The sequence below is a fragment of the Polaromonas sp. CF318 genome (assembly GCF_000282655.1).
In the GTDB taxonomy this organism is placed as follows: Bacteria; Pseudomonadota; Gammaproteobacteria; order Burkholderiales; family Burkholderiaceae_C; genus Polaromonas.
Map to the genome: position 1 here is coordinate 38,503 of NZ_AKIV01000138.1, position 26,481 is coordinate 64,983.

General features: G+C 65.2%; 28 protein-coding genes. 11 read left to right on the forward strand and 17 right to left on the reverse strand.

Going from position 1 to position 26,481, the window contains the following annotated elements; genetic code table 11:
- The first annotated feature begins 68 nt into the window (after positions 1-68).
- The 3 genes from PMI15_RS21085 (at position 69) to PMI15_RS21095 (ending at position 1,227) form a co-directional block, all read left to right on the forward strand.
- The gene (locus PMI15_RS21085) at positions 69-425 is read left to right on the forward strand and encodes a translation initiation factor Sui1 (protein WP_036840478.1); all 357 of its coding nucleotides are present in this window, start codon (positions 69-71) and stop codon (positions 423-425) included.
- A 34-nt stretch (positions 426-459) separates the two neighbouring features.
- Complete coding sequence (locus PMI15_RS21090; RefSeq protein WP_007873974.1) at positions 460-669, forward strand: DUF3820 family protein; 210 nt, start codon at positions 460-462, stop codon at positions 667-669.
- A gap of 144 nt (positions 670-813) precedes the next feature.
- The gene (locus PMI15_RS21095; protein ID WP_007873975.1) at positions 814-1,227 is read left to right on the forward strand and encodes a hypothetical protein; all 414 of its coding nucleotides are present in this window, start codon (positions 814-816) and stop codon (positions 1,225-1,227) included.
- A gap of 18 nt (positions 1,228-1,245) precedes the next feature.
- Here the strand turns inward: PMI15_RS21095 and PMI15_RS21100 are convergent, their stop codons facing one another.
- On the reverse strand, positions 1,246-3,303 hold the full coding sequence (locus PMI15_RS21100) for an NADPH-dependent 2,4-dienoyl-CoA reductase (protein WP_036840521.1): 2,058 nt from the start codon (positions 3,301-3,303) through the stop codon (positions 1,246-1,248).
- Positions 3,304-3,716: 413 nt separating this feature from the next.
- Here PMI15_RS21100 and PMI15_RS21105 point away from each other — a divergent pair, with 413 nt between their 5' ends.
- Positions 3,717-3,962 (forward strand): hypothetical protein, encoded by a 246-nt coding sequence (locus tag PMI15_RS21105; protein WP_007873977.1) that lies wholly within the window; start codon positions 3,717-3,719, stop codon positions 3,960-3,962.
- Positions 3,963-3,972: 10 nt separating this feature from the next.
- Positions 3,973-4,785 (forward strand): exodeoxyribonuclease III, encoded by an 813-nt coding sequence (gene xth, locus PMI15_RS21110; protein WP_007873978.1) that lies wholly within the window; start codon positions 3,973-3,975, stop codon positions 4,783-4,785.
- On the opposite strand, the gene PMI15_RS21115 is transcribed toward xth, so the two are convergent.
- Positions 4,782-5,834 (reverse strand): quinone-dependent dihydroorotate dehydrogenase, encoded by a 1,053-nt coding sequence (locus PMI15_RS21115; RefSeq protein WP_007873979.1) that lies wholly within the window; start codon positions 5,832-5,834, stop codon positions 4,782-4,784. The two genes, xth and PMI15_RS21115, sit on opposite strands and share 4 nt — an antisense overlap.
- 109 nt (positions 5,835-5,943) lie before the next feature.
- Here PMI15_RS21115 and rpiA point away from each other — a divergent pair, with 109 nt between their 5' ends.
- The gene (rpiA, locus tag PMI15_RS21120) at positions 5,944-6,615 is read left to right on the forward strand and encodes a ribose-5-phosphate isomerase RpiA (RefSeq protein WP_007873980.1); all 672 of its coding nucleotides are present in this window, start codon (positions 5,944-5,946) and stop codon (positions 6,613-6,615) included.
- 72 nt (positions 6,616-6,687) lie between these two features.
- Here rpiA and PMI15_RS21125 read toward each other — a convergent pair whose 3' ends face one another.
- From PMI15_RS21125 to PMI15_RS21135, 3 genes are all read right to left on the reverse strand, one after another.
- Positions 6,688-7,356: a glutaredoxin family protein gene (locus PMI15_RS21125; protein ID WP_007873981.1), complete on the reverse strand. Its 669-nt coding sequence runs from the start codon at positions 7,354-7,356 to the stop codon at positions 6,688-6,690.
- 112 nt (positions 7,357-7,468) lie between these two features.
- Entirely contained in the window at positions 7,469-9,529 is a 2,061-nt protein-coding gene (locus PMI15_RS21130) for a M3 family metallopeptidase (protein ID WP_007873982.1), read from the reverse strand.
- 118 nt (positions 9,530-9,647) lie between these two features.
- Complete coding sequence (locus tag PMI15_RS21135; RefSeq protein ID WP_007873983.1) at positions 9,648-10,124, reverse strand: YhbY family RNA-binding protein; 477 nt, start codon at positions 10,122-10,124, stop codon at positions 9,648-9,650.
- A 42-nt stretch (positions 10,125-10,166) separates the two neighbouring features.
- On the opposite strand from PMI15_RS21135, the gene PMI15_RS21140 reads away from it, so the two are divergent.
- From PMI15_RS21140 to glmM, 4 genes are all read left to right on the forward strand, one after another.
- A complete protein-coding gene (locus PMI15_RS21140) occupies positions 10,167-10,922 on the forward strand; it encodes an RlmE family RNA methyltransferase (protein ID WP_007873984.1) in 756 nt (251 codons plus the stop codon).
- Between the two features lie 122 nt (positions 10,923-11,044).
- Entirely contained in the window at positions 11,045-12,967 is a 1,923-nt protein-coding gene (gene ftsH / locus PMI15_RS21145; protein WP_007873985.1) for an ATP-dependent zinc metalloprotease FtsH, read from the forward strand.
- Between the two features lie 84 nt (positions 12,968-13,051).
- A complete protein-coding gene (gene folP / locus PMI15_RS21150) occupies positions 13,052-13,909 on the forward strand; it encodes a dihydropteroate synthase (protein ID WP_007873986.1) in 858 nt (285 codons plus the stop codon).
- 86 nt (positions 13,910-13,995) lie between these two features.
- The gene (gene glmM, locus PMI15_RS21155; RefSeq protein ID WP_007873987.1) at positions 13,996-15,327 is read left to right on the forward strand and encodes a phosphoglucosamine mutase; all 1,332 of its coding nucleotides are present in this window, start codon (positions 13,996-13,998) and stop codon (positions 15,325-15,327) included.
- A 22-nt stretch (positions 15,328-15,349) separates the two neighbouring features.
- On the opposite strand, the gene PMI15_RS21160 is transcribed toward glmM, so the two are convergent.
- From PMI15_RS21160 to PMI15_RS21215, 12 genes are all read right to left on the reverse strand, one after another.
- Entirely contained in the window at positions 15,350-15,946 is a 597-nt protein-coding gene (locus PMI15_RS21160) for a DUF6151 family protein (protein ID WP_007873988.1), read from the reverse strand.
- Between the two features lie 84 nt (positions 15,947-16,030).
- Positions 16,031-16,579, reverse strand: coding sequence for a hypothetical protein (locus tag PMI15_RS21165; RefSeq protein WP_157214704.1), 549 nt, complete (start codon positions 16,577-16,579; stop codon positions 16,031-16,033).
- On the reverse strand, positions 16,572-16,862 hold the full coding sequence (locus PMI15_RS21170) for a hypothetical protein (RefSeq protein WP_157214705.1): 291 nt from the start codon (positions 16,860-16,862) through the stop codon (positions 16,572-16,574). Before PMI15_RS21170 ends, PMI15_RS21165 begins: the two co-directional genes overlap by 8 nt.
- A 73-nt stretch (positions 16,863-16,935) precedes the next feature.
- Positions 16,936-17,235 carry an HAD family hydrolase gene (locus tag PMI15_RS21175; RefSeq protein WP_007873990.1) on the reverse strand — a complete coding sequence of 100 codons (300 nt, stop codon included), beginning with the start codon at positions 17,233-17,235 and terminating at the stop codon, positions 16,936-16,938.
- Positions 17,232-17,651 carry a hypothetical protein gene (locus tag PMI15_RS21180; RefSeq protein WP_007873991.1) on the reverse strand — a complete coding sequence of 140 codons (420 nt, stop codon included), beginning with the start codon at positions 17,649-17,651 and terminating at the stop codon, positions 17,232-17,234. Before PMI15_RS21180 ends, PMI15_RS21175 begins: the two co-directional genes overlap by 4 nt.
- 14 nt (positions 17,652-17,665) lie before the next feature.
- On the reverse strand, positions 17,666-19,117 hold the full coding sequence (locus tag PMI15_RS21185) for an aldehyde dehydrogenase family protein (RefSeq protein ID WP_007873992.1): 1,452 nt from the start codon (positions 19,115-19,117) through the stop codon (positions 17,666-17,668).
- A gap of 40 nt (positions 19,118-19,157) precedes the next feature.
- Positions 19,158-20,081 (reverse strand): amidohydrolase, encoded by a 924-nt coding sequence (locus PMI15_RS21190; protein ID WP_007873993.1) that lies wholly within the window; start codon positions 20,079-20,081, stop codon positions 19,158-19,160.
- Positions 20,082-20,085: 4 nt separating this feature from the next.
- Positions 20,086-21,030, reverse strand: a complete 945-nt coding sequence (locus tag PMI15_RS21195) for a YncE family protein (protein WP_007873995.1) — start codon at positions 21,028-21,030, stop codon at positions 20,086-20,088.
- 64 nt (positions 21,031-21,094) lie between these two features.
- Positions 21,095-22,012, reverse strand: coding sequence for a dihydrodipicolinate synthase family protein (locus tag PMI15_RS21200; protein WP_007873996.1), 918 nt, complete (start codon positions 22,010-22,012; stop codon positions 21,095-21,097).
- 16 nt (positions 22,013-22,028) lie between these two features.
- Positions 22,029-23,201: an L-rhamnonate dehydratase gene (locus PMI15_RS21205; protein WP_007873997.1), complete on the reverse strand. Its 1,173-nt coding sequence runs from the start codon at positions 23,199-23,201 to the stop codon at positions 22,029-22,031.
- Between the two features lie 9 nt (positions 23,202-23,210).
- Positions 23,211-24,281, reverse strand: coding sequence for a 4-hydroxythreonine-4-phosphate dehydrogenase PdxA (locus tag PMI15_RS21210; RefSeq protein WP_007873998.1), 1,071 nt, complete (start codon positions 24,279-24,281; stop codon positions 23,211-23,213).
- A gap of 12 nt (positions 24,282-24,293) precedes the next feature.
- Positions 24,294-25,274 carry a tripartite tricarboxylate transporter substrate binding protein gene (locus tag PMI15_RS21215; protein ID WP_007874000.1) on the reverse strand — a complete coding sequence of 327 codons (981 nt, stop codon included), beginning with the start codon at positions 25,272-25,274 and terminating at the stop codon, positions 24,294-24,296.
- Between the two features lie 148 nt (positions 25,275-25,422).
- On the opposite strand from PMI15_RS21215, the gene PMI15_RS21220 reads away from it, so the two are divergent.
- Entirely contained in the window at positions 25,423-26,394 is a 972-nt protein-coding gene (locus PMI15_RS21220) for a LysR family transcriptional regulator (RefSeq protein WP_007874001.1), read from the forward strand.
- The last annotated feature ends 87 nt before the right edge of the window (positions 26,395-26,481 follow it).

The window sequence follows — 26,481 nt, forward strand, 5'->3', positions numbered from 1 at the left end:
ACCGTTCTAAAACCTAGCACGCAGCCTGGCGGCCACTTCCTCTTCTTCTTCTTCTTCATTCCTCCTTGATGAAACAAACTCCCGCAGGCGGCCTGGTGTATTCCACCGAGGCCGGAAGAATGTGCCCCAATTGCCGCCGGCCGGTAGCGGCCTGCAGCTGCAAGCAGGCGGCGGCGCCCGCGGCGGGCGGCCCGGTGCGTGTGAGCCGCGAGAGCAAGGGCCGGGGCGGCAAGACGGTCACCGTGGTCAAGGGCCTGCCGCTGGACGCCATGGCCCTGGCGCTGCTGGGCAAGCAGTTGCGCACGGCCTGCGGTTCGGGCGGCACGGCCAAGGACGGCGTGATCGAGGTGCAGGGCGACCATTGCGACACCGTGATGGCGGCGCTGCAGAAACAGGGCTATGCCCCCAAACGGGCCGGCGGCTAGGCACGCTTTCCTCTGCTTTCCTCTAGATATATATATGAATCCCGAAGACCTGCTACTGCTGGTGACCCGCGAAATGCCTTTCGGCAAGCACAAGGGCACGCTGATCGCCGACCTGCCGGGCAATTACCTGAACTGGTTTGCGCGCGAGGGATTCCCCAAGGGTGAAATCGGCCGCCTGCTGGCGCTGATGCAGGAAATCGACCACAACGGCCTGAAGCCGCTGCTGGACCCCTTGCGTCGTTAAGCGCCGTTAAGCACCACAGCACCGCCGCGCGTCGCCTCCTCCATTTGCAGTATTGCCCCGGCGGGCATTCCTGAGCAGAATCCCTGCACCGCGCAGGCCGGCCCCAGGTCGTGTATCGCGCAACGTCCACACAAGGTAACCCGCATGAGCTACGAACTGTCCCTGGAAGCCAGGGTCAGGCAAATGATGGCGAAGTTTCGCACCCAGGAATGGCTGGGCCTCGCCGCGGGCTTCCTGATTTTTGCCGCCGCCGACCTGTTGCGCGCCTGGTGGGCGCCGCAGCTTCCGGTGTGGATGGTGCACGGCTGGTTTTTCCCCATCATCGTGCTGGCCTCGGTGGCCGCGCTCTACCTGTCGGCGTCCATGCACAAGGCGCTCAAGCAGCACAGCGCGGTGGACCCGCAGCGGCGGCGCGAGATGTGCCTGCTGTTCCTGCTGGGCTCGCAGGACCAGCAGGGCCTGAGGCTCATGAAACGCATCGCCATGGCGGCCAATGTGCATGCGCTGAGTTTCGGGATGGCGCTGGGGCTGCTGGTGTTCAGCCTGGTGCGCGTCTAGAGAGGGGATAAAGAGAGCCTAAAGCGCAGCCGCCACCCTTGTCCCCTGGTTGATCGCCCGCTTGGCATCGAGTTCGCCGGCTTCGTGGGCACCGCCTATCAAATGGGTCTTGACGCCGGCCGCGCGCAGCGGCTCCAGCAGTTCGCGCAGCGGCTCCTGGCCGGCGCACAGCACGATGTTGTCGACGGCGAGCACGGTGCCGTCCGTGCGCTTTTCGCCGAAGGTGATGAACAGGCCCAGGTCTGAGCCCTGCTCGCCTATGCGTTCGTAGTTGACGCCCGAGAGCATCTCGACGTTTTTCATTTTGAGCGCGGCGCGGTGTATCCAGCCGGTGGTCTTGCCCAGGCCGGCGCCCAGCTTGCCGGGCTTGCGCTGCAGCAGCGTGACCTGGCGCGCCGGCGGCGCCACCTGCGGGCGCACCACGCCGCCGCGCACCTCGGCGGGATCGGCCACGCCCCATTCGGCCAGCCACGCCGGCAGATCGAGCGCGGTGGAATGGCCGGCGGGCGTGACCAGGAATTCGGCCACGTCAAAACCGATGCCGCCCGCGCCTATCAGGGCCACGCGCTGACCCACGGGCTGGCGGCCCAGCAGCACGTCGATGTAGCTGAGCACCCTGGGATGCTCCTGGCCCGGGATGCGCGGGTTGCGCGGCGTGACGCCGGTGGCGAGTATGACCTCGTCGAATTTCTGCGCGATCAGGTCCTGGGCGCTGACGCGGGTGTTCAGGTGCAGGCGCACACCGGTGCCGCTGATGCGCTGGCCGAAGTAGCGCAGGGTTTCCTCGAACTCTTCCTTGCCGGGCACGCGTTTGGCGAGGTTGAACTGGCCGCCGATCTTGTCGGCCGCGTCGTAGAGGTCCACGCTGTGGCCGCGCAGGGCCAGCGTGGTGGCGGCGGCCAGTCCCGCCGGGCCCGCGCCTATGACGGCGACGCGCTTTTGCGCGGGGGCGATGCGGATGACGAGCTCGGTCTCATGGCCGGCGCGCGGGTTGACGAGGCAGCTGGCCAGCTGGGCCTTGAAGGCGTGGTCCAGGCAGGCCTGGTTGCAGGCGATGCAGGTGTTGATTTCATCGCGCCGGCCCTGGGCGGCCTTGTTGACGAATTCCGGGTCGGCCAGGAAGGGGCGGGCCATGCTGACCATGTCGGCGCAGCCCTCGGCCAGCACCTGCTCGGCGACTTCCGGCATGTTCAGGCGGTTGCTGGTGACCAGCGGGATGGTGAGGCCGGCGGCGCGCAGGTCGGTGCGCAGCTTTTTGGTAACCCAGGTGAAAGCGCCGCGCGGCACCGAAGTGGCAATCGTCGGCACGCGGGCTTCGTGCCAGCCTATGCCGCTGTTGATGATCGTGGCGCCGGCGGCCTCCACGGCCTTGGCCAGCAGCACGACTTCCTCCCAGCTGCTGCCGCCGGGGATCAGGTCGATCATGGAGAGGCGGTAGATGATGATGAAGTCGCGGCCCACGGCTTCGCGGGTGCGGCGCACGATCTCCACGGCCAGGCGCATGCGGTTTTCGTAGCTGCCGCCCCAGTCGTCGGTGCGCTGGTTGGTGTGGGTGACGAGGAACTGGTTGATGAAATAGCCTTCGCTGCCCATGATCTCGACGCCGTCGTAGCCGGCCTCGCGCGCCAGCATGGCGCAGCGTATGAAGGCGCGTATCTGCCGTTCTATGCCGCCGGCGCTGAGTTCGCGCGGGGCAAAGGGCGAGATCGGGCTCTGGATGCGCGAGGGCGCGACACACAGCGGGTGGTAGCCATAGCGGCCGGTGTGCAGGATTTGCAGCGCGATCTTGCCGCCCTCGGCATGCACAGCGTCGGTGACCTGTTTGTGGCGGCGCGCCGCGCCTGAGCTGGCCAGCATGCCGGCGAAGGGTTTGGTCCAGCCGGCGATGTTGGGCGCGAAGCCGCCGGTGACCATCAGGCCCACACCGCCGCGCGCGCGTTCGGCGAAGTAGGCGGCCATGGCGGGGAAATGCTTGCGCCCGTCTTCCAGGCCGGTGTGCATGCTGCCCATGAGCACGCGGTTTTTCAGCGTGGTGAAGCCCAGGTCCAGCGGGGCGAGCAGGTGGGGGTAGGGCAGGGAGGCGGAGGAAGCGGGGAAAGTGGGGGAAGATGGGGTCGCGGCCAAAAGCAGGTCTCCTGTCAAAACTGCCTGCATCGTAGTCGCAAGCCGCGGCCGCAGAAAGCCCGCCGGGTACTCTAGGGGACAGGCTCTACAGAGACGGCGCCCCCACGGTCGCTCACTTCGTGTGGCTTCCTGCCCCCCCGAGGGGGCCGCCCGCCTGCGGCCCGGCAAAGCCGGTTCCGCGGCTCATGCTGGGTTAAAGAGTTCTTTGGGCGCTACCAGTGGGGGCCGCGGGACTGGCTTTGCCAGACCGCAGGCGCCGCCCCCTTGAGGGGGGAACAAGCTACACGCAGTGAGCATGGACGGGGGTGGGTTTGAAGGGGTGTTGTCCGACATGCGGTGCGCCGCGGGACTGCTACCTTGGAACCATGCCCAAAAACACCACCAGCCCGACACGCGCCAAGACCGGCGAAGGCGCGCCCGTGCCGCACCCGCCGCACAGCGAGCCGGACGACGCGGCCGACGGCAACGATGCCAGCACCCTGATCGCAAGGCCCATGAAGCCCGGGGAGGGTGGCAAGCTTCAACAGCACAGCTTTCCCGACGGCGGCGGCAGCGGCGGGGCCGAGGCTTTCCGGCGTGCGCCGAGGGGAAAACCTTCACCCGGCGTTTGACCGGCGTCTGATGAAGCTCGCGACCTTCAACGTCAACGGCATCAAGACGCGCCTGCCGCAGCTGCTGGCATGGCTGGAGAAAGACGCGCCCGACGTGGTCTGCCTGCAGGAACTCAAGGCGCTGGATGGGGTGTTTCCGCACCAGGCGCTGCGTGAGACGGGCTACGAGGCCCTGTGGAAAGGCCAGCGTTCGTGGAACGGCGTGGCCATCCTTGCCAAGGGCCAGGCACCGGTGGAAATACGCCGCGAACTGCCCGGCGACCCGGCCGACGACCAGAGCCGCTACCTGGAGGCCGCGGTGGACGGCATGGTCGTGGCCTGCCTTTACCTGCCCAATGGCAACCCGCAGCCCGGACCGAAATTTGATTACAAGCTGGCCTGGTTCAGCCGTCTGCATGCGCACGCCAAGGCGCTTTACGCTTCGGGCCATCCGGTGGCGCTGATGGGCGACTTCAATGTGATTCCGACGGACCTGGATGTGTACAACCCCAAGTCATGGCAGCGCGACGCGCTGATGCAGCCCGAAAGCCGCGCGGCTTACGAAAAACTGCTGGCGCAGGGCTGGGTGGACAGCCTGCGCGCGCTGCACCCGGGCGAGCGCCTCTACACCTTCTGGGATTATTTCCGCCAGCACTGGCAGCGTAACGCGGGGCTGCGCATAGACCATATCCTGCTGAACGCCGAACTCGCGCCGCGCCTGAAGGCGGCCGGCGTGGACCGCTGGGTTCGCGGGCAGGAGCACGCCAGCGACCATGCGCCCGTGTGGGTGGAACTGGGGGCGGCTAAAAAGAAGGCCGCGCCGAAAAAGCGCGCCAAGCCTTAACGGCTTTTTTTGATCGCCTGCGCGGCCTGGGTGACCAGTTCCGGGCCTTTGTAAATGAGCCCGGTGTAGATCTGCACCACGTCGGCGCCGGCCTTGATCTTGGAGACGGCGTCGGCGCCGCTCAAAATGCCACCCACACCGATGATGGGAAAGCCCTTGCCGAGCGCGGCGCGCAGCTGGCTGATGACGCGGTTGCTGGCTTCGAGCACGGGCGCGCCGCTCAGGCCGCCGGCTTCTTCCGCATGGCGCATGCCCTTGACGGCCTCACGGTTGAGCGTGGTGTTGGTGGCGACCACGCCGTCCATGGCGTGGCTCTTGAGCGTGGCCGCGATCACCGCGACCTGGGCCTCGTCGAGGTCGGGCGCGATTTTCACGAAGATGGGCACACGTTTGCCGTGCTGTTTGGCGAGTGTTTCGCGGCGCTCGGCGATGCGGCCCAGCAGGGCGTCCAGCGCCTCGTCGCTTTGCAGCGCGCGCAGGTTTTTGGTGTTGGGGCTGGAGATGTTGACGGTGACGTAGTCGGCATGCGGGTAGACGCCGTCCAGGCAGGCCAGGTAGTCGTCGACCGCGTTCTCGATCGGCGTGGCGGCGTTTTTGCCGATGTTCAGGCCCAGCAGCAGGCCGCCCTGCGCGCCGGGCTTGCGCACGCTGGAGCGCTGGACGTTGGCCAAAAAGGCGTCCAGGCCTTCGTTGTTAAAGCCCAGGCGGTTGATCAGCGCGTTGGCCTCGGGCAGGCGGAACATGCGCGGCTTGGGGTTGCCGGGCTGGCCCTTGGGGGTGACGGTGCCGACCTCGACAAAACCGAAACCCATGGCGGCCAGGCCGTCGATGCAGCGCGCGTTTTTGTCCAGCCCGGCGGCCAGGCCGACGCGGTTCGGAAATTTCAGCCCGGCCAGTTCGATCGGGTCGCTGACGCGGCTGGACAGGTAGGCCAGGGCCAGCGGCGTGCCCTGGGTGCGCGCCAGCGAGGCCATGGTCAGCTCGTGGGCGGTTTCGGGGTCCAGCCCAAATAAAAAGGGGCGGGCCAGGGCGTAGGGGAGCAGGGACATTGGATAATTCGGGGCTAGTGGCTGTGAATGGCCCGGTGCGCCCGGGCAAGAGCCCCGATTGTCGCAAAACCCGTTTCACCCTCCCGATTCCATCCCTCCCAACACTCCCATGACCCAAGACGAACTCAAAACCCTGGTCGGCCAGGCGGCCCTGCACTACGTGGAAGAAGGCAGCATTGTCGGCGTCGGCACCGGCTCCACGGTCAACAAATTCATCGACGCGCTGGCCACCATGAAGGACCGCATCGCGGGCGCGGTGTCCAGCTCGGTCGCCTCCACCGAGCGCCTGCAGGCGCTGGGCATCAAGGTCTTTGACGCGACCGAGGTCGATGAACTGGGCGTCTACATCGACGGCGCCGATGAAATCGACCACGCAGGCTATATGGTCAAGGGCGGCGGCGCGGCGCTCACACGCGAAAAAATCGTGGCGGCGCAGTCGCGCAAGTTTGTCTGCATCGCCGACGAGTCCAAGCTGGTGGCAGCCCTGGGCAGCTTCCCGTTGCCGGTCGAGGTGATTCCCATGGCCGCCAAACGCATCGCGCGGCAGTTCGCGGCGCTGGGCGGCACGGCGACGCTGCGCCTGAAGGACGGCAAGCCGCTGGTGACCGACAACGGCCAGCACATCCTGGACGTGACAGGCCTGAAGATCACCGACCCGCTGGCCTTTGAATCCGAGGTCAGCCAGTGGCCGGGCGTGGTGACAGTGGGGGTGTTCGCCTTCCAGAAAGCCCATGTGTGCCTGCTGGGCACGCCCGGCGGCGTCAAGACGCTGGTGTTCTGAACTTCCGGCTCCGCCCGGAAAGCAAAACGCCGGGTGGGAACCCGGCGTTTTGCATTGGAGGAACGGAACTGCTTAAAACTTGATGCCGGCCGGGTTGTCGGCTGCCGGCGGCGGCGGGGCGACCGGCGCGGCTGCGGGTGCCGCGGCGGTGCGGGCTGGGCCGCTACCCGTGGCCGATGGCGCGATGACGGCCACCAGGGGCGTGGCAGCCGGCGGGCGGTAGCTGGCCGGCAGCACCGAGGCGGGAGGATAGCCGGCGGCGTTCAGGAACTGGGTCCACTCCACGTCGGAAAAGCCCTTGAGCTGCTGGCTGCCTATGGTGGCGAAGGGCAGCGAGGTGTCGCCGCTGAGCCGCTGCAGCGCCTTGAAATCCTCGCTGGTGATGACCGTGCGCTCGGAAAACGGAATGCCGCGGTTGGTCAGCATGGACTTGGCGGTGGCGCAGGGGCCGCAGTCGTTGCCGGAATACAGGGTCACCGGGTATTTGCTGGCGATTTGCCGCAGTTCGAAAGGAAGGCCGGTGGGCGCCGCGCCGCCGGCGCCCGCGCCGGGGGTGGCCGCGCTGACCTTGGCGCCGGCGGCCGCGGGCGGCGGCTGGTCGGAGAAGGTCACCTTGCCGTCGGGCCCGACGATGCGGTAGACCTGCTGGGCTTGCGCCAGGGTCGAAAAAAGACCGCCCGCGGCGATTGCCAGGGCCAGCAAAGCATGGGGCGCGAGGGATTTCACGGCATTGGTGTTCATGGGTGTTCCAGTCGTCTCAGGTACGGGGTGGCGGAAAGAGCAAGCTCAAATCAAAAGGCAAGCTTAACGCAGGCCCTGGAAGTCTCACAACGTTTTAGGTGTTTTGACGGTGTCAGGCCATACCCTGATGACGCAGCAAAGCATCAATCGAGGGTTCGCGGCCCCGGAAGGCCTTGAAAGACTCCATGGCCGGCCGGCTCCCGCCCGCCTCCAGGATGGCTTGGCGGTATTTCCGGCCGGTTTCCACCGTGACCGTGGTCTTGCCGCCATCGTCGCCCGACGGCGAGGGCGCGGCTGTAGCCGCTTCCTCGAAGGCGGCGTAGGCGTCGGCCGACAGGACTTCCGCCCATTTGTAGCTGTAATACCCGGCGGCGTAACCACCCGAAAATATGTGGCTGAAAGTATGCGCGGTGCGGCTGTAGGGCGGCGAGGGGATCACGGCGACTTCGCGGCGCACCTCGTTCAGCAGGCCCATGAGGTCGTCGGCCGGCTTGTGCGAGGTGTGCAGCAGCATGTCGAACAGCGAGAACTCGACCTGGCGCAGCGTCTGCATGCCGCTCTGGAAGTTCTTGGCCGCCAGCATCTTGTCGAACAGCGCGCGCGGCAGCGGCGCGCCGGTCTCGACATGCGCCGTCATGTGCTTGAGCACGTCCCATTCCCAGCAGAAGTTCTCCATGAACTGGCTGGGCAGCTCGACCGCGTCCCACTCGACACCGCTGATGCCGGAGACGTCGCGCTCGTTGACCTGGGTCAGCATGTGGTGCAGGCCGTGGCCGAATTCGTGGAACAGCGTGGTCACGTCGTCATGTGTGAGCAGTGCGGGCTTGCCGCCCACGCCCTCGGCGAAGTTGCAGACCAGGTGGGCGACCGGGGTTTGCAGCCGGCCGGTGTCGGGGCGCAGCCAGCGCGCGCGCACGTCGTCCATCCAGGCGCCGCCGCGTTTGCCGGTGCGGGCCGGCTGGTCGAGGTAGAACTGGCCGACGAGTTCGCCATTGCGTTCAATGCGGTAGAACTCCACGCCGGGCTTCCACACCGGGGCCGAATCCTTGCGGATGGCGACTTCAAACAGGGTCTCGACGATCTTGAAGAGGCCCGCCAGCACCTTGGGCGCGGTGAAGTACTGCTTGACCTCCTGTTCGCTGAAGGCGTAGCGCGCTTCCTTGAGTTTTTCACCGACGTAGGCATAGTCCCAGGGCTGGAGTTCGGCCATGCCGAGCTGGCCGGCGGCGAAGGCGCGCAGGTCGGCCACGTCTTTTTCGGCGTAGGGGCGGGCGCGGCGCGCCAGGTCGCGCAAAAAAGTGATCACTTCGTCGGGCGACTGGGCCATCTTGGCGACTACCGACACCTCACCGAAATTGCGGTAGCCCAGCAGCTGGGCTTCTTCCAGGCGCAGCGCGAGGATCTCTTTCATGATGGCGCTGTTGTCGAACTTGCTGAACTCGGGCGCGGCCTGGTCGCTGGCGCGTGTGGTGTAGGCCCTGTACAGGGTCTCGCGCAGCTTGCCGCTGGCGGCGAACTGCATGACGGGCAGGTAGCTCGGCATCTTCAGGCTCAGGCGGTAGCCGGCCTTGCCTTCAGCCTCGGCCTGGGCGCGCGCCGTCTGCAGCACGTCGGCCGGGATGCCGGCGATTTCGGCTTCGGTGGCGTAGTAGGCGAAGGCGTCGGTCGCGTCCAGCGCGTTTTCGCTGAACTTCTGGCTCAGCTCGGCCTGGCGTTCCTGGATTTGCGCGAATCGCTCGCGGTCAGCGCCCTGCAGTTCGGCGCCCGAGAGCACAAAGTTGCGGATCGCATTCTTGTGGGCCTGGCGCTGCTCGGCGTTCAGGCTGGCGACGTCGATGGCCTTGTACTTGGCGTAGAGGCGCTCGTCGGCGCCCAGCCGGGTCCAGAACTCGGTCACGCGCGGCAGGGCGGCGTTGTAGGCGGCGCGCAGCTCGGGCGAGTCGGCCACGCTGTTGAGGTGGCTCACGGCGCCCCAGGCGCGGCCCAGGTTCTCGGTGGCGACGTCCAGCACGCGGGCGATGCCGGTCCAGGTGGCCGGGAAATCCGGGGCGGTGACGGTTTCCAGGGCCGTATCCGCCTTGGCCATCAGGTCGTCGACGGCGGGGCCCACATGTTCGGGCTGGATACGGTCAAACAGGGGGAGGTCGGAAAAGTCGAGAAGGGGATTGGTCATGGCGTGTAGCTGTGGGCGGAAGCCTCAAATCTAAAGGCGGTTCCGTGCGGCCGGCAAGAAGAATGTCGCTATCGGGGTGATTGGCCCGGGGCCGTCGGCCGGCAGCCCGCAGTGGGTCTCAGCCCTGGGCGCTTTTCTTGACGCTTTTGAGCTGGGGTTTTTTGGCCCGCTTGACGGTGCCGCCCGGCGTGAGGCGCTGGTTGCCCAGCACGCGCAGGGTTTTGACCTCTGGCCGCTGGCCGTGGCGCGAGCTGTTCTTCAGCACCTTGACGTCGCGCGGGCCGGGCATGCGGTCTTCGTTGACCTTTTTTTCCTTGGGCGGCATGGGGCGCCAAAGCACCAGCAGCTTGCCGATGTGCTGGATGGGCGCGGCATTGAGTTCGTCGGCCAGGGTCTGGAAGATCTCCTCGCGGCCGGCGCGGTCGTCCGACAGCACCCGCACCTTGATGAGCCCGTGGGCCTTGAGCGCCGCGTCGGTTTCCTTCTTGACGGCGGGTGTCAGCCCGTCGGAACCTATCATCACGACTGCATTCAGGTGGTGGGCATCGGCGCGGTGGTCCTTGCGCTGGGCGGGGGTAAGTTGTATTTGAGCCATGGCCCAATTATCGGGTGAGTCCGGGAGAGGACAATAGGCCCCATGAAAGTAAATGCCAAGACCGGTTTCAAGCCCGGCGTCCAGACCGATGCCAAGGCCGCCGCCAAGGCGGCCGGCAAAACCGCCGTGAAGGCCGGCGGCAAGGGAAAAGTCAACAAGGCCTGGCTGCACGAGCACATCAACGATCCCTATGTGAAGCTCGCCCAGAAAGAGGGCTACCGGGCCCGCGCCGCTTACAAATTGAAGGAAATCGACGAAACCTTTGGCTTGGTCAAGCCGGGCGACTGCGTGGTCGACCTGGGCAGCACGCCCGGCGCCTGGAGCCAGTACGTGCGGCGCAAGCTGTCTCCCGCGGGCGCGGCGGCGGGCACGCTCAACGGCCGCATCATCGGGCTGGACCTGCTGCCCATGGAGCCGATTGAGGGCGTGACCTTTATCCAGGGCGATTTCCGCGAGGCCGAGGTGCTGCAGCAGCTGGAGGACACCCTGGCCGGCCCCGACGGCCAGGTCCAGGTGGACCTGGTGATTTCGGACATGGCGCCCAATCTCTCGGGCATCGAGTCGGCCGACGCGGCCCGTATCGCCCATTTGATAGAACTGGCCGTGGAATTCGCCCAAAACCGCATGAAACCGGACGGCACGCTGGTGGTCAAGCTGTTCCACGGCAGCGGCTACGACCAGCTGGTCAAGCTGTTCCGCGATACCTTCAAGGTCGTCAAGCCGCTCAAGCCCAAGGCTTCGCGACCGGGCTCATCGGAAACCTTTCTGATAGGCCGGGGGCTGAAAAAGCGTGCCTAAAGCCACGGACTTTCCCTTAATCCCGCTTTAAACCAGGGGCCGGGACCGGGTTAAGCTGTTTTGGCCCTTGAAAGGCCTAAAATCAGGCGCATGTGACTTTTGTTCTTACACCGGAGTAGTCCTTGAACAATCAGTGGTTTTCCAAAATTGCAATCTGGCTGGTGATCGCCATGGTGCTGTTCACCGTATTCAAGCAATTTGATACACGTGGCGGCGCCGGTTCCAACTACCTGGGTTACTCCGAGTTCCTGGAAGAAGTGCGCGGCAAGCGCATCAAGCAGGCGACCATCGCCGAAGGCCAGGGCGGCACCGAGATCTCGGCCACCACCGTGGACGACCGCAAGGTCCGCACCACAGCCACCTACCTGGACCGCGGCCTGGTCGGCGACCTGATCGCCAACGACGTCAAGTTCGACGTCAAGCCCCGCGAAGAAACCTCCCTCCTCACCTCGCTGCTGATCAGCTGGGGCCCGATGCTGCTGCTGATAGGCGTGTGGATCTACTTCATGCGGCAGATGCAGGGCGGCGGCAAGGGCGGGGCCTTCAGCTTCGGCAAGTCCAAGGCGCGCATGCTGGACGAGTCCACCAACCCGGTCACCTTCGCCGACGTCGCGGGTTGCGACGAGGCCAAGGAAGAAGTCAAGGAAGTCGTCGATTTCCTCAAAGATCCGCAGAAATTCCAGAAGCTGGGCGGCCGCATTCCGCGTGGCCTGTTGCTGGTCGGCCCCCCGGGCACCGGCAAGACCCTGCTGGCCAAGGGCATCGCCGGCGAGGCCAAAGTGCCTTTCTTCTCGATTTCCGGCTCCGACTTCGTTGAAATGTTCGTCGGCGTGGGCGCGGCCCGCGTGCGCGACATGTTCGAGAACGCCAAGAAAAACGCCCCCTGCATCATCTTCATCGATGAAATCGACGCGGTCGGCCGCCAGCGCGGCGCCGGCCTGGGCGGCGGTAACGACGAACGCGAGCAGACCTTGAACCAGATGCTGGTCGAGATGGACGGCTTTGAAACCAATGTCGGCGTGATCGTGGTGGCCGCCACCAACCGCCCGGACATTCTGGACGCCGCCTTGCTGCGTCCCGGCCGCTTCGACCGCCAGGTCTATGTGACGCTGCCCGACATCCGCGGCCGCGAGCAGATCCTCAATGTGCACATGCGCAAGGTGCCGCTCGGCCAGGACGTGAACGCCAGCGTGATCGCACGCGGCACGCCCGGCATGTCCGGCGCCGACCTCGCCAACCTCTGCAACGAAGCCGCCCTGATGGCCGCGCGCCGCAACGCGCGCACCGTCGAGATGCAGGACTTCGAAAAAGCCAAGGACAAGATCCTCATGGGCCCAGAACGCAAGAGCATGGTCATGCCCGAGGAAGAGCGCCGCAACACGGCCTACCACGAGTCCGGCCACGCGCTGCTCGGCAAGATGCTGCCCAAGTGCGACCCGGTCCACAAGGTCACCATCATCCCGCGCGGCCGCGCGCTGGGTGTGACCATGAGCCTGCCCGCGCAGGACCGTTACAGCTACGACCGCGAGTACATGCTGAGCCAGATCAGCATGCTGTTCGGCGGCCGCATCGCCGAGGAAGTCTTCATGAACCAGATGACGACCGGCGCCAGCAACGACTTTGAGCGCGCCACCGCGCTGGCCCGCGACATGGTCACGCGTTACGGCATGACCGAGGCCCTGGGCCCCATGGTTTACGCCGAGAACGAAGGCGAGGTCTTCCTGGGCCGCTCGGTCACCAAGACCAACAACATGAGCGAGTCGACCCTGCAAAAAGTCGACGGCGAAGTGCGCCGCATCATCGACCAGCAATACGCCCTGGCGCGCAGGCTGATCGAGGAGAACCAGGACAAGATGCACGCCATGGCCAAGGCCTTGCTCGAATGGGAAACCATAGACGGCGACCAGCTTGACGACATCATGGCCGGCAAGGAGCCGCGCCCGCCCAAGGACTGGACGCCGCGCAACTCTTCCGTCGGCGGTGGCGGCGGCCCCTCGGGCGGCACGCCGGCCGTCAGCGCCGACCCGGCACCCACGGTGGCCTGAAGCCGGGTGATGAACACAATGTGACTGCCGGGCAGTCACTACAACCGGGGCCAGTCCCCGGTTTTTTATTTCCGAGGACAAACCATGATCTGGCAAACCTCCCGCTTCCAAATCGACCTCGCCAGGCCCCGCGTCATGGGCATCGTCAACGTCACGCCCGATTCTTTTTCGGACGGCGGCAAGTATTTCAGTGACGGCAGCGGCTTTGCCGGCGTGTTCGCCCATTGCGAAAAACTGCTCAAGGACGGCGCCGACATGCTGGACATAGGCGGCGAGTCCACGCGCCCCGGTGCGCCGCCGGTGCCGCTGGAGGAAGAGCTCGCGCGCGTGCTGCCCGTGGTGCGCCATGCGGCCACGCTGGGCGTGCCGCTGTCCGTGGACACCTACAAGCCCGAGGTCATGCAGGCCGTGCTGGACCTGGGCGCCGACGTCATCAACGACATCTGGGCCCTGCGCAAACCCGGCGCGATGGAAGCCGTCGCCAAACACCCGAATTGCGGCGTCTGCCTCATGCACATGCACCGTGAGCCGCAGACCATGCAGGTCGCGCCCATGGAGGGCGACGTGGTGCCGCAGGTGCGCGACTTCCTCGAAGCCGCCGCGGCCGGCCTGCTGGCCGCCGGCGTCGCCAGGTCGCGCATCGTGCTTGACGTGGGCATAGGCTTTGGCAAGACCGTGGCGCAGAACTTCGCGCTGCTGGCGCGCCAGCGGGAGTTTCTCGCCGCCGGCTACCCGCTGCTGGCCGCCTGGTCGCGCAAGTCGTCCCTGGCCGCCGTCACCAGCACCTCGCTGGCCGCCGTGGCCCAGCTCGACGTGGCCGACCGCATGGTGCCCAGCGTCGCGGCGGCCCTGCTGGCCGTGGACCGCGGTGCGCGCATTGTGCGTGTGCATGACGTCAAGGAAACGGTACAAGCTCTTAAGGTGTGGTCGGCCGCGCGTTGAGGTTTTGGCTGACAGCCGGGCAGGGCGGCGCGCCCTAAAATAGCCCCACATTTGCAGAACAACAAGCTCCACAGGGACAAAACCCCATGACCAGAAAATACTTCGGCACCGACGGCATTCGCGGCACGGTGGGCCAGCCGCCCATCACCCCCGACTTTGTGCTGCGCCTGGCCCATGCCGTGGGCCGCGTGCTGCGCAAGACCGAATCCCGCCCCACGGTGCTGATAGGCAAGGACACGCGCATCTCGGGCTACATGCTCGAAAGCGCGCTCGAATCGGGCTTTAACTCCGCCGGCGTCGACGTCGTGCTGCTGGGCCCCCTGCCCACGCCGGGCGTGGCCTACCTCACGCGGGCGCAGCGCGCCAGCCTGGGCGTGGTCATCAGCGCCAGCCACAACGCCTACCCCGACAACGGCATCAAGTTCTTCAGCGCCCAGGGCACCAAGCTCGACGACGCCTGGGAGCTCGCCGTCGAAGCCGCCCTTGAAGAGCCGCCCGTCTGGGCCGACTCGGCCACCTTGGGCAAGGCACGCCGCCTGGACGACGCGGCCGGCCGCTACACCGAATTCTGCAAAAGCACGTTTGCCAACGACCTCACGCTCAAGGGCCTGAAGATCGTCGTCGACGGCGCCCACGGTGCGGCCTACCATATCGCGCCCATGGTGTTCCATGAACTGGGGGCCGAGGTCATCGCCATAGGTTGCGCACCCGACGGCCTGAACATCAACCACGAAGTCGGCGCCACGCATCCCGAGGCGCTGATCAAGGCCGTCAAGGCCAACAAGGCCCACTACGGCATCGCGCTGGACGGCGACGCCGACCGCCTGCAGATGGTGGACGCCGACGGCCGCCTCTTCAACGGCGACGAAGTGCTTTTCCTCATGGTCAACGAACGCCTGGCGCGCGGCGAAAAAGTGCCGGGCACCGTCGGCACGCTGATGACCAATATGGCCGTGGAGGTCGCGCTCAAGAAGAAGGGCGTGGAGTTCGTGCGCGCCAAGGTCGGCGACCGCTACGTGCTCGAAGAACTCGACAAGCGCGGCTGGCTGCTGGGCGGCGAGGGATCCGGCCATCTGCTGGCGCTCGACAAGCACACCACCGGCGACGGCCTGATCAGCGCGCTGCAGGTGCTGCAGGCCTGCGTGCGCAGCGGCAAGACCATTGCCCAGCTGCTCAGCGAGGTCGTGCTGTTTCCGCAGACCTTGATCAACGTGCGCCTCAAGCCCGGCCAGGACTGGAAAAGCAGCAAACCCCTGGCCGACATGAGCAAAACCGTGGAAGCCGAACTCGGCGACACCGGTCGCCTGCTGATACGCGCCAGCGGCACCGAGCCGCTGCTGCGCGTGATGGTCGAGGCCCGCGACGCGGCCCAGGCCAAACGCTGCGCCGAGCGTGTGGCGGACACGGTGCGGTCCTGAGCGTGGCTCAGCGATTGAAGATCTAAACCGCCTGCATCAGGCGGGCCCGCTCGTCCGGCGTAAGCACCTTGGGCGAGACCCGTGGCGCCCCCGTCTCCGGGTCAAAAAAGGGCGTCTTCCTGTAGCTGCCATCCAGCCTGGCGCGCACCAGCCTGCCCATGAACTGGAGGATGGCCATCGTGGTGCTGAACGCCATGGCCTTGGGCGTGCCCTTGGCGCTTTTCATGCCGACCCGCATGCGCACCGGGCCGAAAGCGCTGTCCAGGCTGGTCGATGGATCTTGCAGGCAGTTATGCAACAGCCCGACATGCGAAACCTTGAAGTCGCGCGAGGTGTTGCCGATGGGCGTGTTGCAGCAGCTCGCATACCAGCGCAGCATGCCTTTGTCGCTGAGCGACATGCAGGTCAGTTTCTCCACGCCTTGGGTGAAGCTGACGTATTGGGGCAGCGTGGCGACCACATCCGACCCGCCCATCTCATCGAGGATCTCGTCGGCCTTGCCCAGGAAGTGGGCGTAAGCCTGGCAGTCCTTGCAATAGCAGACGCCGCGGCACACCGATTCGGTGTGGCTGACATGGCCTTGGAGGGTGCCGCATTGGCAGCGCAGGGGGTGGGTCATGGGGAAACTCGCTGGTTTTGCTCTACGTTAAACAATATGGTCCTCGTCCGAACAGAAGGCATATCTTTTACTCAAAACCGTCCGTCAATCGTATTCGCATCCCGGTGGTCGCGGGGCCGCGAGGGTATGTTGGGTAGCGGCGCCCGGCAAGATGCGTGCGCAGCCCGGCGCCATCGACTTCACCAGTATGAACTCGGGTGCCGGGCATGTGTCGGGATTCCCGTGAACCACCTTGCCTTTCTTGAAGCGACAAGCGAGAGCCTCAGCATCTGTCTCATAGGTGGACCAAACCCGTACCGCATCGCCGTTGACCACTTCGGTCAGGGAAAGCACGATCCATTTCTCGCCTTCAGGGGCGAACAGCGCCTGGCATCCGCTGTAGCGTGTGTCGATGTCCTTGGCGCGCGGATAGACGCGCAGGGTGACGCCATGGGTCATTTCTTCACCTGCGGCGGCCGGCGGCGACGCCAGGCCGCAGTTTTTGCCCACGGGCTTTTCGATGTCCGCTGCCCGGGCAGGCAGCATGCAAAGCGGCAAGCACATGAGCAAACAGGCGACGCGCAAAATGGTGGTTGCGCTTGAAAGCCGGACGAAACCCCTCGGCATTTGTTCCTGGGTACGGTGCTTATCCAAGCTGGGCATAGACCAGTACTTCGTCACGATAAACCTTTGCGTCGTGATAGGGGTAAATATGGTTTCCGCAATGTTCGGTGAAGACCGCAATCGCCTTTTTCGCTTCACTGACAATAAAAATTGCGTACTTGAACTGCGCAAAAGATCCGTCCATCAACTCAATCCGAAGCACCCCGATAGGAAACTCCAGCCAAGGGCGAACCTGCGAAAATACATCGTCGATGCTTCGCTCAAAGTAGGAGGCAAGCTCAGAAGCCCATTCACGTTCGAGTTGTTGGGCCAAGGCAGGTATTGGATACATGGGGGTTCAGGGCCGGACTGGGCGGAATGCTTGTAAGCCGACGCCGGGTATGAACTCAAACATTCTCAGCCTGCGACGGATAAATGTGCTGGCAAAACCGCCATTCATGCACGGGCTGGTCGTCTATATACGCTGTAGGTTTCGGCAGGTAGCCGTCAAAACAATCGCTGATTCCAAGTTCAATGGCCGTGGCCTTGCAGTACTCGGCGCCTCCGGAACTCCAGAGAAACAAGGTTGCGCCTTCGGATTTAAGCCGCCTGACCTGGGCTATCACGGCGGGCATGGGGATGCGTTTGGCGCCCACGGACCTGACCATGGTGTCGTCGACATCTACAAAAATGATTTGTGAGGTCATGGCTGTTGAATCCGCGCTTTATTGCGGAGCATATGCAACACCAGCAGCCACAGCGCCACCGGAAGCAAAAGCGCGGCGGCCGCAACCTCCGAAAGAATCGTGACATTGGCCAGCAAAGGATGTAGTTCAAGGGGCGCCACCGCATAGTGACCCAGGCCATCAAAGCCGAGGGCCGCATACACGGCTATCAGCAACAGTCCCGTGGCCATGAATCTCTTGCGCATCAACAGCAGGCCGGTTGCCCCCACGGAGGTAATGGCCGCCCACACTGCATAGACCTGCGCGCGGGTGAGCCAGGCCGGCAGGTTTGGGTATTCGCAGATGAACTCTGCGTTGTGGCTGAAGTGGCCGAGGCTGGTGAGGAAGTAGGCTGCCGTCAGCGCCAGCAGCACTTTGGGAAGCTGTGCCGTCCGCATCCCCGTTACCACCCTCAAGCCAGCGTATACGCCGTCTTCACCGTCGTGAAAAACTCCTGCGCATACCTGCCCTGCTCGCGCGGGCCGTAGCTGGAGCCTTTGCGGCCACCGAAGGGCACGTGGTAGTCAACCCCCGCTGTGGGCAGGTTGACCATGACCATGCCGGCCTGGCTGTGGCGCTTGAAGTGGGTGGCGTATTTGAGGCTGGTGGTGGCGATGCCGGCCGACAGGCCGAAGGGCGTGTCGTTGGCGGTGGTGAGCGCCGCTTCGTAGTCCTTGACGCGGATGATGCTGGCGACCGGGCCGAAGATTTCCTCGCGGTTGATGCGCATGCCGGCCGTGCTTTCGCTGAAGAGGGCCGGCTGCATGTAATAACCTTCCGCGCCGCTGCCGGTGTGGCAGGGGATGCGCGCGCCGCCAAAGGCCAGGGTCGCGCCCTCGGCCTTGCCGATCTCGATGTAACTCAAGTCCTGCTCCAGCTGCGCTTGCGAGGACACCGGGCCCACGTCGGTGCCGGCCGTGAGGGCGTCGCCGACCTTGATGCGGGCCATGCGTTCCTGCAGGGCTTTGACAAAAGCCGGGTAGATGCCCTCGGTCACGATCAGGCGGCTGGAGGCCGTGCAGCGCTGGCCGGTGGAGTAGAAGGCGCTCTGCGCGCTGAGCTCAACCGCCTGCGCGAGGTCGGCGTCGTCGAGGATGACCTGCGGGTTCTTGCCGCCCATTTCGAGTTGCACTTTTTTGAGGTTTTTCGCGCAGGCCTCGGCGATGCGGCTGCCCACGCCGACCGAGCCGGTGAAGCTGATGGCGTTGACGCCGGGGTGGTTGACCAGCGCATCGCCGATCACGCGGCCCGGGCCCATGACCAGGTTGAACACGCCGGCCGGGATGCCGGAGCGCGAGATGATCTCGGCCAGCGCCCAGGCGCTGCCGGGCACCAGGTCGGCGGGTTTCAAGACCACGCAGTTGCCGAAGGCCAGCGCGGGCGCGATTTTCCAGGCCGGGATGGCGATGGGGAAGTTCCAGGGCGTGATCAGGCCGACCACGCCCACGGGCTCGCGCGTGATCTCCACGCCTATGCCGGGGCGCACCGAGGGAATGGTTTCGCCCGACAGGCGCAGACATTCACCGGCGAAGAACTTGAAGATATGGCCGGCGCGCGTGGCCTCGCCTATGCCTTCGGGCTTGGTCTTGCCTTCTTCGCGCGAGAGCAGGGTGCCCAGCTCTTCGCGGCGTGCGAGGATTTCGGTACCTATCTTGTCCAGCGCGTCCGAGCGTGCCTGTATGCCCGAGGTCGACCAGGCCGGGAACGCCGCCTGCGCGGCCTGCACGGCGGCGTCCAGGCCGGCCGCATCGGCCTGCGTGTATTCGCCGATCACGTCGGCCAGGTTGCTGGGATTGAGGTTGGGGCTGTAGCTATTGCCGGCCAGCCATTGGCCGGCAATGAGGTTGTTGTGTTTCGTGGTCATGGGTGTGGTTCCAGGGGCTGGGCTTGATTGGGGAGAGGGGTCACAAGGGCAGTGTCACATCAATCGCATAAAAACGCAGGGCGTTGGCGCACATCATCGCATGCTGCTGGTGGTGTGGCAGGTGGGCCAGCATGCCGGCCACACTGTCCACCAGGTCAGGGTAGTTTATGCGCAGGCCGGCCACCGGGAAGTTGCTGGCGAACATGCAGCGCTGCCATCCGAAAATTGCAATCGTTTCATACACAATGCGCGCATTGTCCTGCCGCTCCCAGGGCCGGTCGCGCAGGCCGAATTCCGAGAGCTTGACGTGCACATTCTCCTGCCGGGCCAGCGTCTCCATCCAGCCGCGCCAGCGCTTGAGGCCTTCTTCGCTGCGGTCCCAGGCCAAGCCGTGGTGATTGAGGACCATGGGCACCTTGGGAAACAGGGCTGCCACCTCGGCCGCCTCGGGCAAATGCCAGGCCGGCACGCGCAGGTCCCAGCGCAGGCCGTATTTCTCCAGCAGCGAGAAGCCGCGCAGCCAGGCGGGGTCCTGCATGGTGCCGGCCTGGCCTTTGACGCTGTGCGCCGGTGAGGCCGAGGTCACCGGTTTGCTGCGTATGCCGCGCACCAGCGGAAAGCACGATTGCGCGAGCAGGTGCTCCTCGCTGTCCGGCCGGTCAAACCAGGCATGGGCGACCACGGCATTCGGAAAGCCGTGCGCCGCATGCACCTCGTGCAGCCAGGCGGTTTCGGCGAGCTGTTCATCGCGGCTGCGCTCGGCCTCCACGTGTACGGTGGCCACGACCTCGCAAGGCCCCGCGGCGGCGCGGTAGTCGGTCGCGAGAAAGTCCCGGCAGATGGCGCGGTAGTCGCCCAGGAAAAAGGCCTCGGGGTCATAGCCTTCCTGCAGCCAGGGGTAGTGCCCGCGCGACAGGTCCCACAGGTGGTGGTGGGCATCGACGATGGCCAGCGCCGGCGTCATGGCCTCAATGCCGCCAGACGTAAGACGAATCGGGTTCGCGCAGGGTGTTGATCCGCTGCCCGAACTCAAAGCTGTCGAGATCCAGGCGGCGCACCGTGTCGTCCTGGAAGGAGATGTAAACGGCGCGCTCCACCGGGTGGAAGGACAGGGCCAGCGGGTTGCCGGGCAGGGGGAGGCAGCGCTGCTCCTGCAGGTCGGTGCCGAAGACCGAGAGCGAATGCTCGCCCGAGTTGGTGGTCAGCAGCAGCTCATCGCCCTGGGCACCCTTGAAGCGGTAAACGCGGTTGGGGTCGCGCCGCGTCTTGCCCCGGGCCACCACCTTCATGCTGCCCGTGTCGATGGCGACGATGCTGTCATCGCCGCGGTTGGCCACATACAGCAGCGATTCGTCGGCCGACAGCACATTGCCCTCGGGCACCGGGCCGGGCACCATCGCCACCGGCATGAACGTCGGGTCGTTGGGTTTGATCTTGGTCACGGTGTTGGACAGCAGGTTGAGCGCATAAGCCGTCTGCGCGTCCCGGCTCAGCGCGAACAAATGCGTCTTGTAGCCGCCCGAGGGCACGGCCAGGTCCGGCACAAACACCGTCCCCGGGTTCGAGAAGCGCAGCAACACGTTGTGCGCCTCCGACATCACAAACAGCCGCCCCTGGCCGTCCACCGTCAGGCCGTGCGGCCGGTAGTAGGGCCACAGGTTCAGCGTGGCCACGTGTTTTTGCTGCGCGAGGTCGATCACAAACACCGAGTGCCCGCCCATGTCGCCCAGGTGGCTGGCCGTCTCTATGCCGTAGTGGCCCACATAGGCCAGGCCGCGTGCCGCGTCCACCGTGAATTCATGCGGAAAATTCGGCAGCACGATGTGCTTTTGCGCCAGGCCCGTGGCCAGGTCGTAGAAGCTGAAGGTATGGGCGCATTTTTGCACCAGCAAGAGTGTTTCCCGAAGCGGCATGGATGTCCTGAAAATGGGGAGCCAGAAAGGAAACGAAGCCTGCGCCGGCAGGCGGCTGAAGCGCCTATTTGCCCCAGCGCAGCACCAGCGGGTCCAGCCGGCGCGCGGTGGCCAGCAAGCCCTTGCGCACCTCGGGATGCATGGCGGGGAAGGGGTGGCGCGGCGCTTCGCAGGCGATCACGCCGCCTTCCTTCATCAGCGCCTTGGCCGTCAGGATGCCGCCCTGGCGGTTCTCGTAATTGATCAGCGGCAGCCAGCGCGCGTACTCGGCCGCGGCCTCTTCTCGCCGGCCGGCCGCCCAGGCGTCCATGATCCTGCGTATGCCGTCCGGGTAGCCGCCGCCCGTCATCGCGCCGGTCGCGCCGGCCTCCAGGTCGGGCAGCAGGGTGATGGCTTCCTCGCCGTCCCAGGGGCCTTCAATTGCGTCGCCACCCAGGCGCAGCAGCTCGCGCAGCTTGGAGGCTGCGCCGGGCGTTTCGATCTTGAAGTAGGCAACGTTGCGAATCTCCTTCGCCATGCGCGCCAGGAAAGGGGCCGACAGCGCGGTACCGCTCACGGGCGCGTCCTGGATCATGATGGGGATGTCGATGGCGGCCGACAGCGTGGCGAAGAACTCGTAGATTTTTTCTTCCGTCACACGAATGGTGGCGCCATGGTAGGGCGGCATCACCATGACCATGGCCGCGCCCAGGTCCTGCGCGCGGCGGCTGCGTTCGGCGCAGACCTTGGTGCCGAAGTGGGTGGTGGTCACAATCACCGGCACGCGGCCCGCCACATGTTGGAGGATGGCCGCGGTCAGCACCTCGCGCTCCTCGTCCGACAGCACAAACTGTTCGGAGAAGTTGGCGAGTATGCACAGGCCCGTGGAGCCGGCATCGATCATGAAATCGACGCAGCGCTTCTGGCTTTCCAGATCGAGTTCGCCCGCGTCGGTGAAGGTGGTGGGCACCACCGGAAACACGCCCTGGTACCTGGCTGTCATGGTGTTCACTGAATGTTCACTCGACGATGTTGAAGTCTTTGAGGAACTCGGTCTTCATGGTCAGGCCCAGGCCGGGCTTGTGGTCGTCGAGCTGCAGGAAGCCGTTCTCGGCCACGGGCTCGCCATCGAAGATGTAATAGAACAACTCGTTGCCGACTTCCACGTCGAACATCGGAAAGTATTCGCTCATGGGCGAGGCCAGGGTGCTCATGGTCAGGTGGTAGTTGTGCATCTGGCCGGCATGCGGCACCACCGGCACGCTGTAGGCCTCGCACAGCGCGTTGATCTTGTGCGCGGCCGTGATGCCGCCCACGCGGTTGGTGTCGTACTGCACGACGGACACGGCTTTTTTGTCCAGCAACTGCTTGAAGCCGTAGAGGCTGAACTCATGCTCGCCGCCCGAAATCGGGATGCTGGTGAGCTGGTTCAGTTCGGCATAGCCGTCGATGTCGTCGGCGATCACGGGCTCCTCGACCCAGCGCGGCTGGAACTTTTCGAGCTTGGGCAGCATGCGCTTGGCGTATTCGAGGTTCCAGCCCATGTAGCACTCGAGCATCAGGTCGTTGTCATAGCCGATCACTTCGCGCAACGCCTCGACGGCTTTCAGGTTTTCCGCCACGCCCCTGGTGCCGTGCGCCGGGCCGTAGCCGAAGCGCGACTTGAACATGGTGAAGCCCTGGTCCAGGTAGGTCTGCGCCTCGTCCTGCATGGCCTTGATGTCGGTGCGGTAGAGCTTGGAGTAATAGCAGGGAATCTTTTCCTTGGTGCGTCCGCCCAGCAGCTTGAACACCGGCTTGCCCGCCGACTTGCCCAGGATGTCCCAGATGGCGATATCCACCGCCGAGATCGCGGCCATGGCCACGCCTTTGCGGCCCCAGGCATGGGTGCCGCGGTACATGCGCTGCCACAGGTATTCATAGTCCCAGGGATCCTGCCCCAGCACCAGCGGCGTGAGGTACTGGTCGATGATGGCCTTGGCGATGTGCGGCGCCAGCGCGACGTTGCCCAGTCCGACGATGCCGTTGTCGGTTTCGATCTCGACCACTGTCCAGGAATGGAAGCGGAAGGTGCTCATGGTCTCGGTGTTGGAGTAGACCAGGTCCATGGCGTTGGAGCAGAAGTTGCCCTGGGGTGGAACGGTCTTGCCTTTCCATTCGAAGACGCGGGCACGTACGGATTTGATTTTCATAGTGGTTCTCTAACGTTGAAATAAAGAATAAGAAGAGGTTCGGGCGGCTGCTTGCAAACGCGCAGCACCCATGCGCTGGGCAATCTTGAAAGCATTGAGCGTGGCATTCACGTCGGCCACACCCCGGCCCGCAATGTCGTAGGCCGTGCCATGGGCCGGCGTGGTGATGGGCACCGGCAGGCCGCCTTGCACCGTCACGCCCTTGCTGAAACCCATGAGCTTGATCGCGATCTGGCCCTGGTCGTGGTACATGGTGACGATGGCCTGGTAGAGGCCGTCGCGCGCTTTCAAAAAGATGGTGTCGGCCGGGAAGGGACCGTCCACCGGAACGCCGGCCGCGCGCAACTCGGCCACGGCCGGTTCGATGATGTCGATCTCTTCGCGCCCGCAGACACCGCCGTCGCCGCCATGCGGGTTAAAGGCCGCCACCGCGACCTTGGGATTGGCGTTGCCGCTGGCCTGCAGCGACGCATAAATCAGCTTTGCCGCGTCGACGATGCGCTGTTGGCTCAGCATGGCCGCCGCGTCTTTGAGCGGAATGTGGGACGAGACGCGCGAGGTCCACAAATCGCCCAGGGTGTTGAACTCGCAGAAGTAGCCGGTCACGCCCAGGTATTCGGCGAAGTGGTGCAGCTCGTCTTCATGCTTCAGGCCGCCCAGCTTCATGGCCTGCTTGTTCAGCGGGGCGAAGCAGATGGCATCGACCTCACCGCGCTTTGCGCCGTCCATGCAAAGGTTGAGCACCTGCAGCACGGCCGCGCCGCAGGCGGCCTGCGCCTGGCCGCGCTGGACCTGTGCCGCTTGAATCGTGTCTGTGGCCAGGAAAGCCGGCAGGCGCGTGTCGGCGCGGCCGCGCAGCTCGGCCAGACTGGTGACGGCTTGTGTCGCCACAGCCTGTTTGGCCGTGGCCTGGCCCTGTTGCCAGAGCCATTCGTCACCCACCAGCACGATGTTGGCGCCTGCGGTGATGCCGGGCTGGGCCAGCAGCCGGGCAACCAGCTCCGGGCCTATGCCGGCCGCGTCGCCCAGTGTGAGGGCAATCACGGGTGTGGAGGCGGGCAGCGTTTGCTTGGTGCTCATGCGTTGATCCAATCAGTCGAGTTTGATGTTTTTCCGGGCGATCAGCTCACCATAACGCTTGTTTTCATCGGCGTGGAACTGCGCGAACTGGGCCTGCGTCATGGACGTGAGGTCCGCGCCTATGGCGCCCAGCCGGGTTTGCGTTTCGGGCATGGCCAGCACTTTGGTGACCTCGGCATAGACGCGCTCCTGCACGGCCTTGGGTGTGGACGCCGGCATGTAGATGCCGTACCAGGCGCTCATCTCCACACCCTTGAGGCCGGCTTCGGCCATGGTAGGCACATTGGGCAGCTGCGGGTTGCGTTTGGCGCTGGCCACGGCCAGGGGCTTGATGCGGCCGTTCTTGATCTGGCCGATGACCGAGGGCATGGTGTCAAAACTCAGCTGCACCTGGCCGGCCACCAGGTCTATCAGCGCCGGGCCGCTGCCGCGGTAGGGAATGTGGGTGATGAAGACGCCGGCCTGGTCCTTGAAGAGTTCGGCCGCGATGTGCTGGGTGCTGCCCGAGCCGCTGGTCGCGTAGTTGAGCTGGCCGGGCTTGCTCTTGGCCAGCTTGACCAGCGACTGGACGGAGTCGACCGGCAGCGCGTTGTTGACCACCAGCACATTGGGCACCGCGCCCACGAACACCACGGGCACCAGGTCCTTGTTGTTGTCGTAGCCCAGCTTGAGCAGATGCGGCGCGATCGCATGCGCGGTCGAGACACCCATCAGCAGGGTATGGCCGTCGGTGGACTTGGCCGTGAGGTCGGCCGCCAGGGTGTTGGAGGCGCCGGGGCGGTTTTCCACCACCACGGGCTGCTTGAGCAGCGGGCCCAGCCGGTCGGCCACGGCGCGGGCCATGGCGTCGGTGCCGCCGCCCGGGGCCGAGCCCACCAGGATGCGCACCGGCTTGGTCGGCCAGTCCTGTGCCAGCGCGGGGGCGGCGGCGACTAAGGTGAAGGCGGCCGCCAGCAGGGCGGGTAGGCGTTTGAGGGATTTCAGTTGGGGCATTGTCTTTGTCTCCGGGTCATTGTTGTGGGGGAAAGCTGGAACGAATGCCCTGATGGTAGGGATGGCGACACTTAACGTAAATTGAAAATCCCTGATTATTTGATAACCTAGGGTGATCAATTGAAGCTAACGCCTGAAAGGGACCGCCATGCCCGCCTCATCCCATGCATCCCGCACCTCCTCCATCCCCCAACTGCTGAATCGCCTGCGCATGCGCCAGGTCGCGCTGATCCTGGCCGTAGGCGAACACGGCACGCTGCGCAAGGCCTCGGCCGAGCTCGGCATGACGCAGCCGGCCGCCACCAAGATGATCCAGGAGCTGGAGTCCGCGCTGGGCCAGCGCCTGTTCGAGCGTGTGGGCCGCGGGCAAAAACTCACGCCCGCCGGCGCCAGCGTGCTGCGCTACTTCCGCGGCATGCGCGGCTCGGTCGAATCGATGACGCGCGAACTCGCCGAGCTCGAGCTGGGCGGCACCGGCCGCGTCTCGGTCGGCAGCATCATGGCGCCTTCACCTAATCTGCTCACCCAGGCCATCATCGCGCTCAAGAGGGCCTACCCGCTGCTGTCGGTCGACGTCACCATGGACACCAGCGACCGATTGTTCGAACTGCTGCGCGAGGGGGTGCTCGACGTCGCCATAGGCCGCATACGCGACGAGCACCGCGCCGATTACAGCTTCACGCCGCTCGAGAACGAAGCCCTGGCCCTGGTGGTGGGCGTGAAGCACCCGCTGGCCAAAAAGAAAACCGTCAAGTTCGCCAGCCTGCTGGACTACCCCTGGATTTTGCAGCCCACTGGCAGCCCCATGCGCGAGGTGCTGGAGCAGGAGTTCCGCATGCTGCAGGCGCCTTCACCCAAGGGCCTGATAGAAACGGCCTCCATCCTGACCACCACCAACCTGATCGCCGAGACCGAGATGGTCGGCGTCATGCCGCAGTCGATTGCCGACACCTATGCGCGCCACGGCCTGCTGGTGATACTGCCCTGCTTTATCCGCCACAAGATGGAAGCCTTCGGCAGCATCACGCGCAAGGACAGGCCGCTGAGCGAGGCGGCGCGGTTTTTCTTGTCGGCGCTGCATCAGGGCAAACTGCCGCTGCGCGATGGGAAAACGCACTAGCGCCAAAACACGGCCTGCCACCGTGAATGCGCGCTCTATGACCTGGATCAAGTCTTTGCGGCGTGCCCTGGCTTACGCTGGGGCATT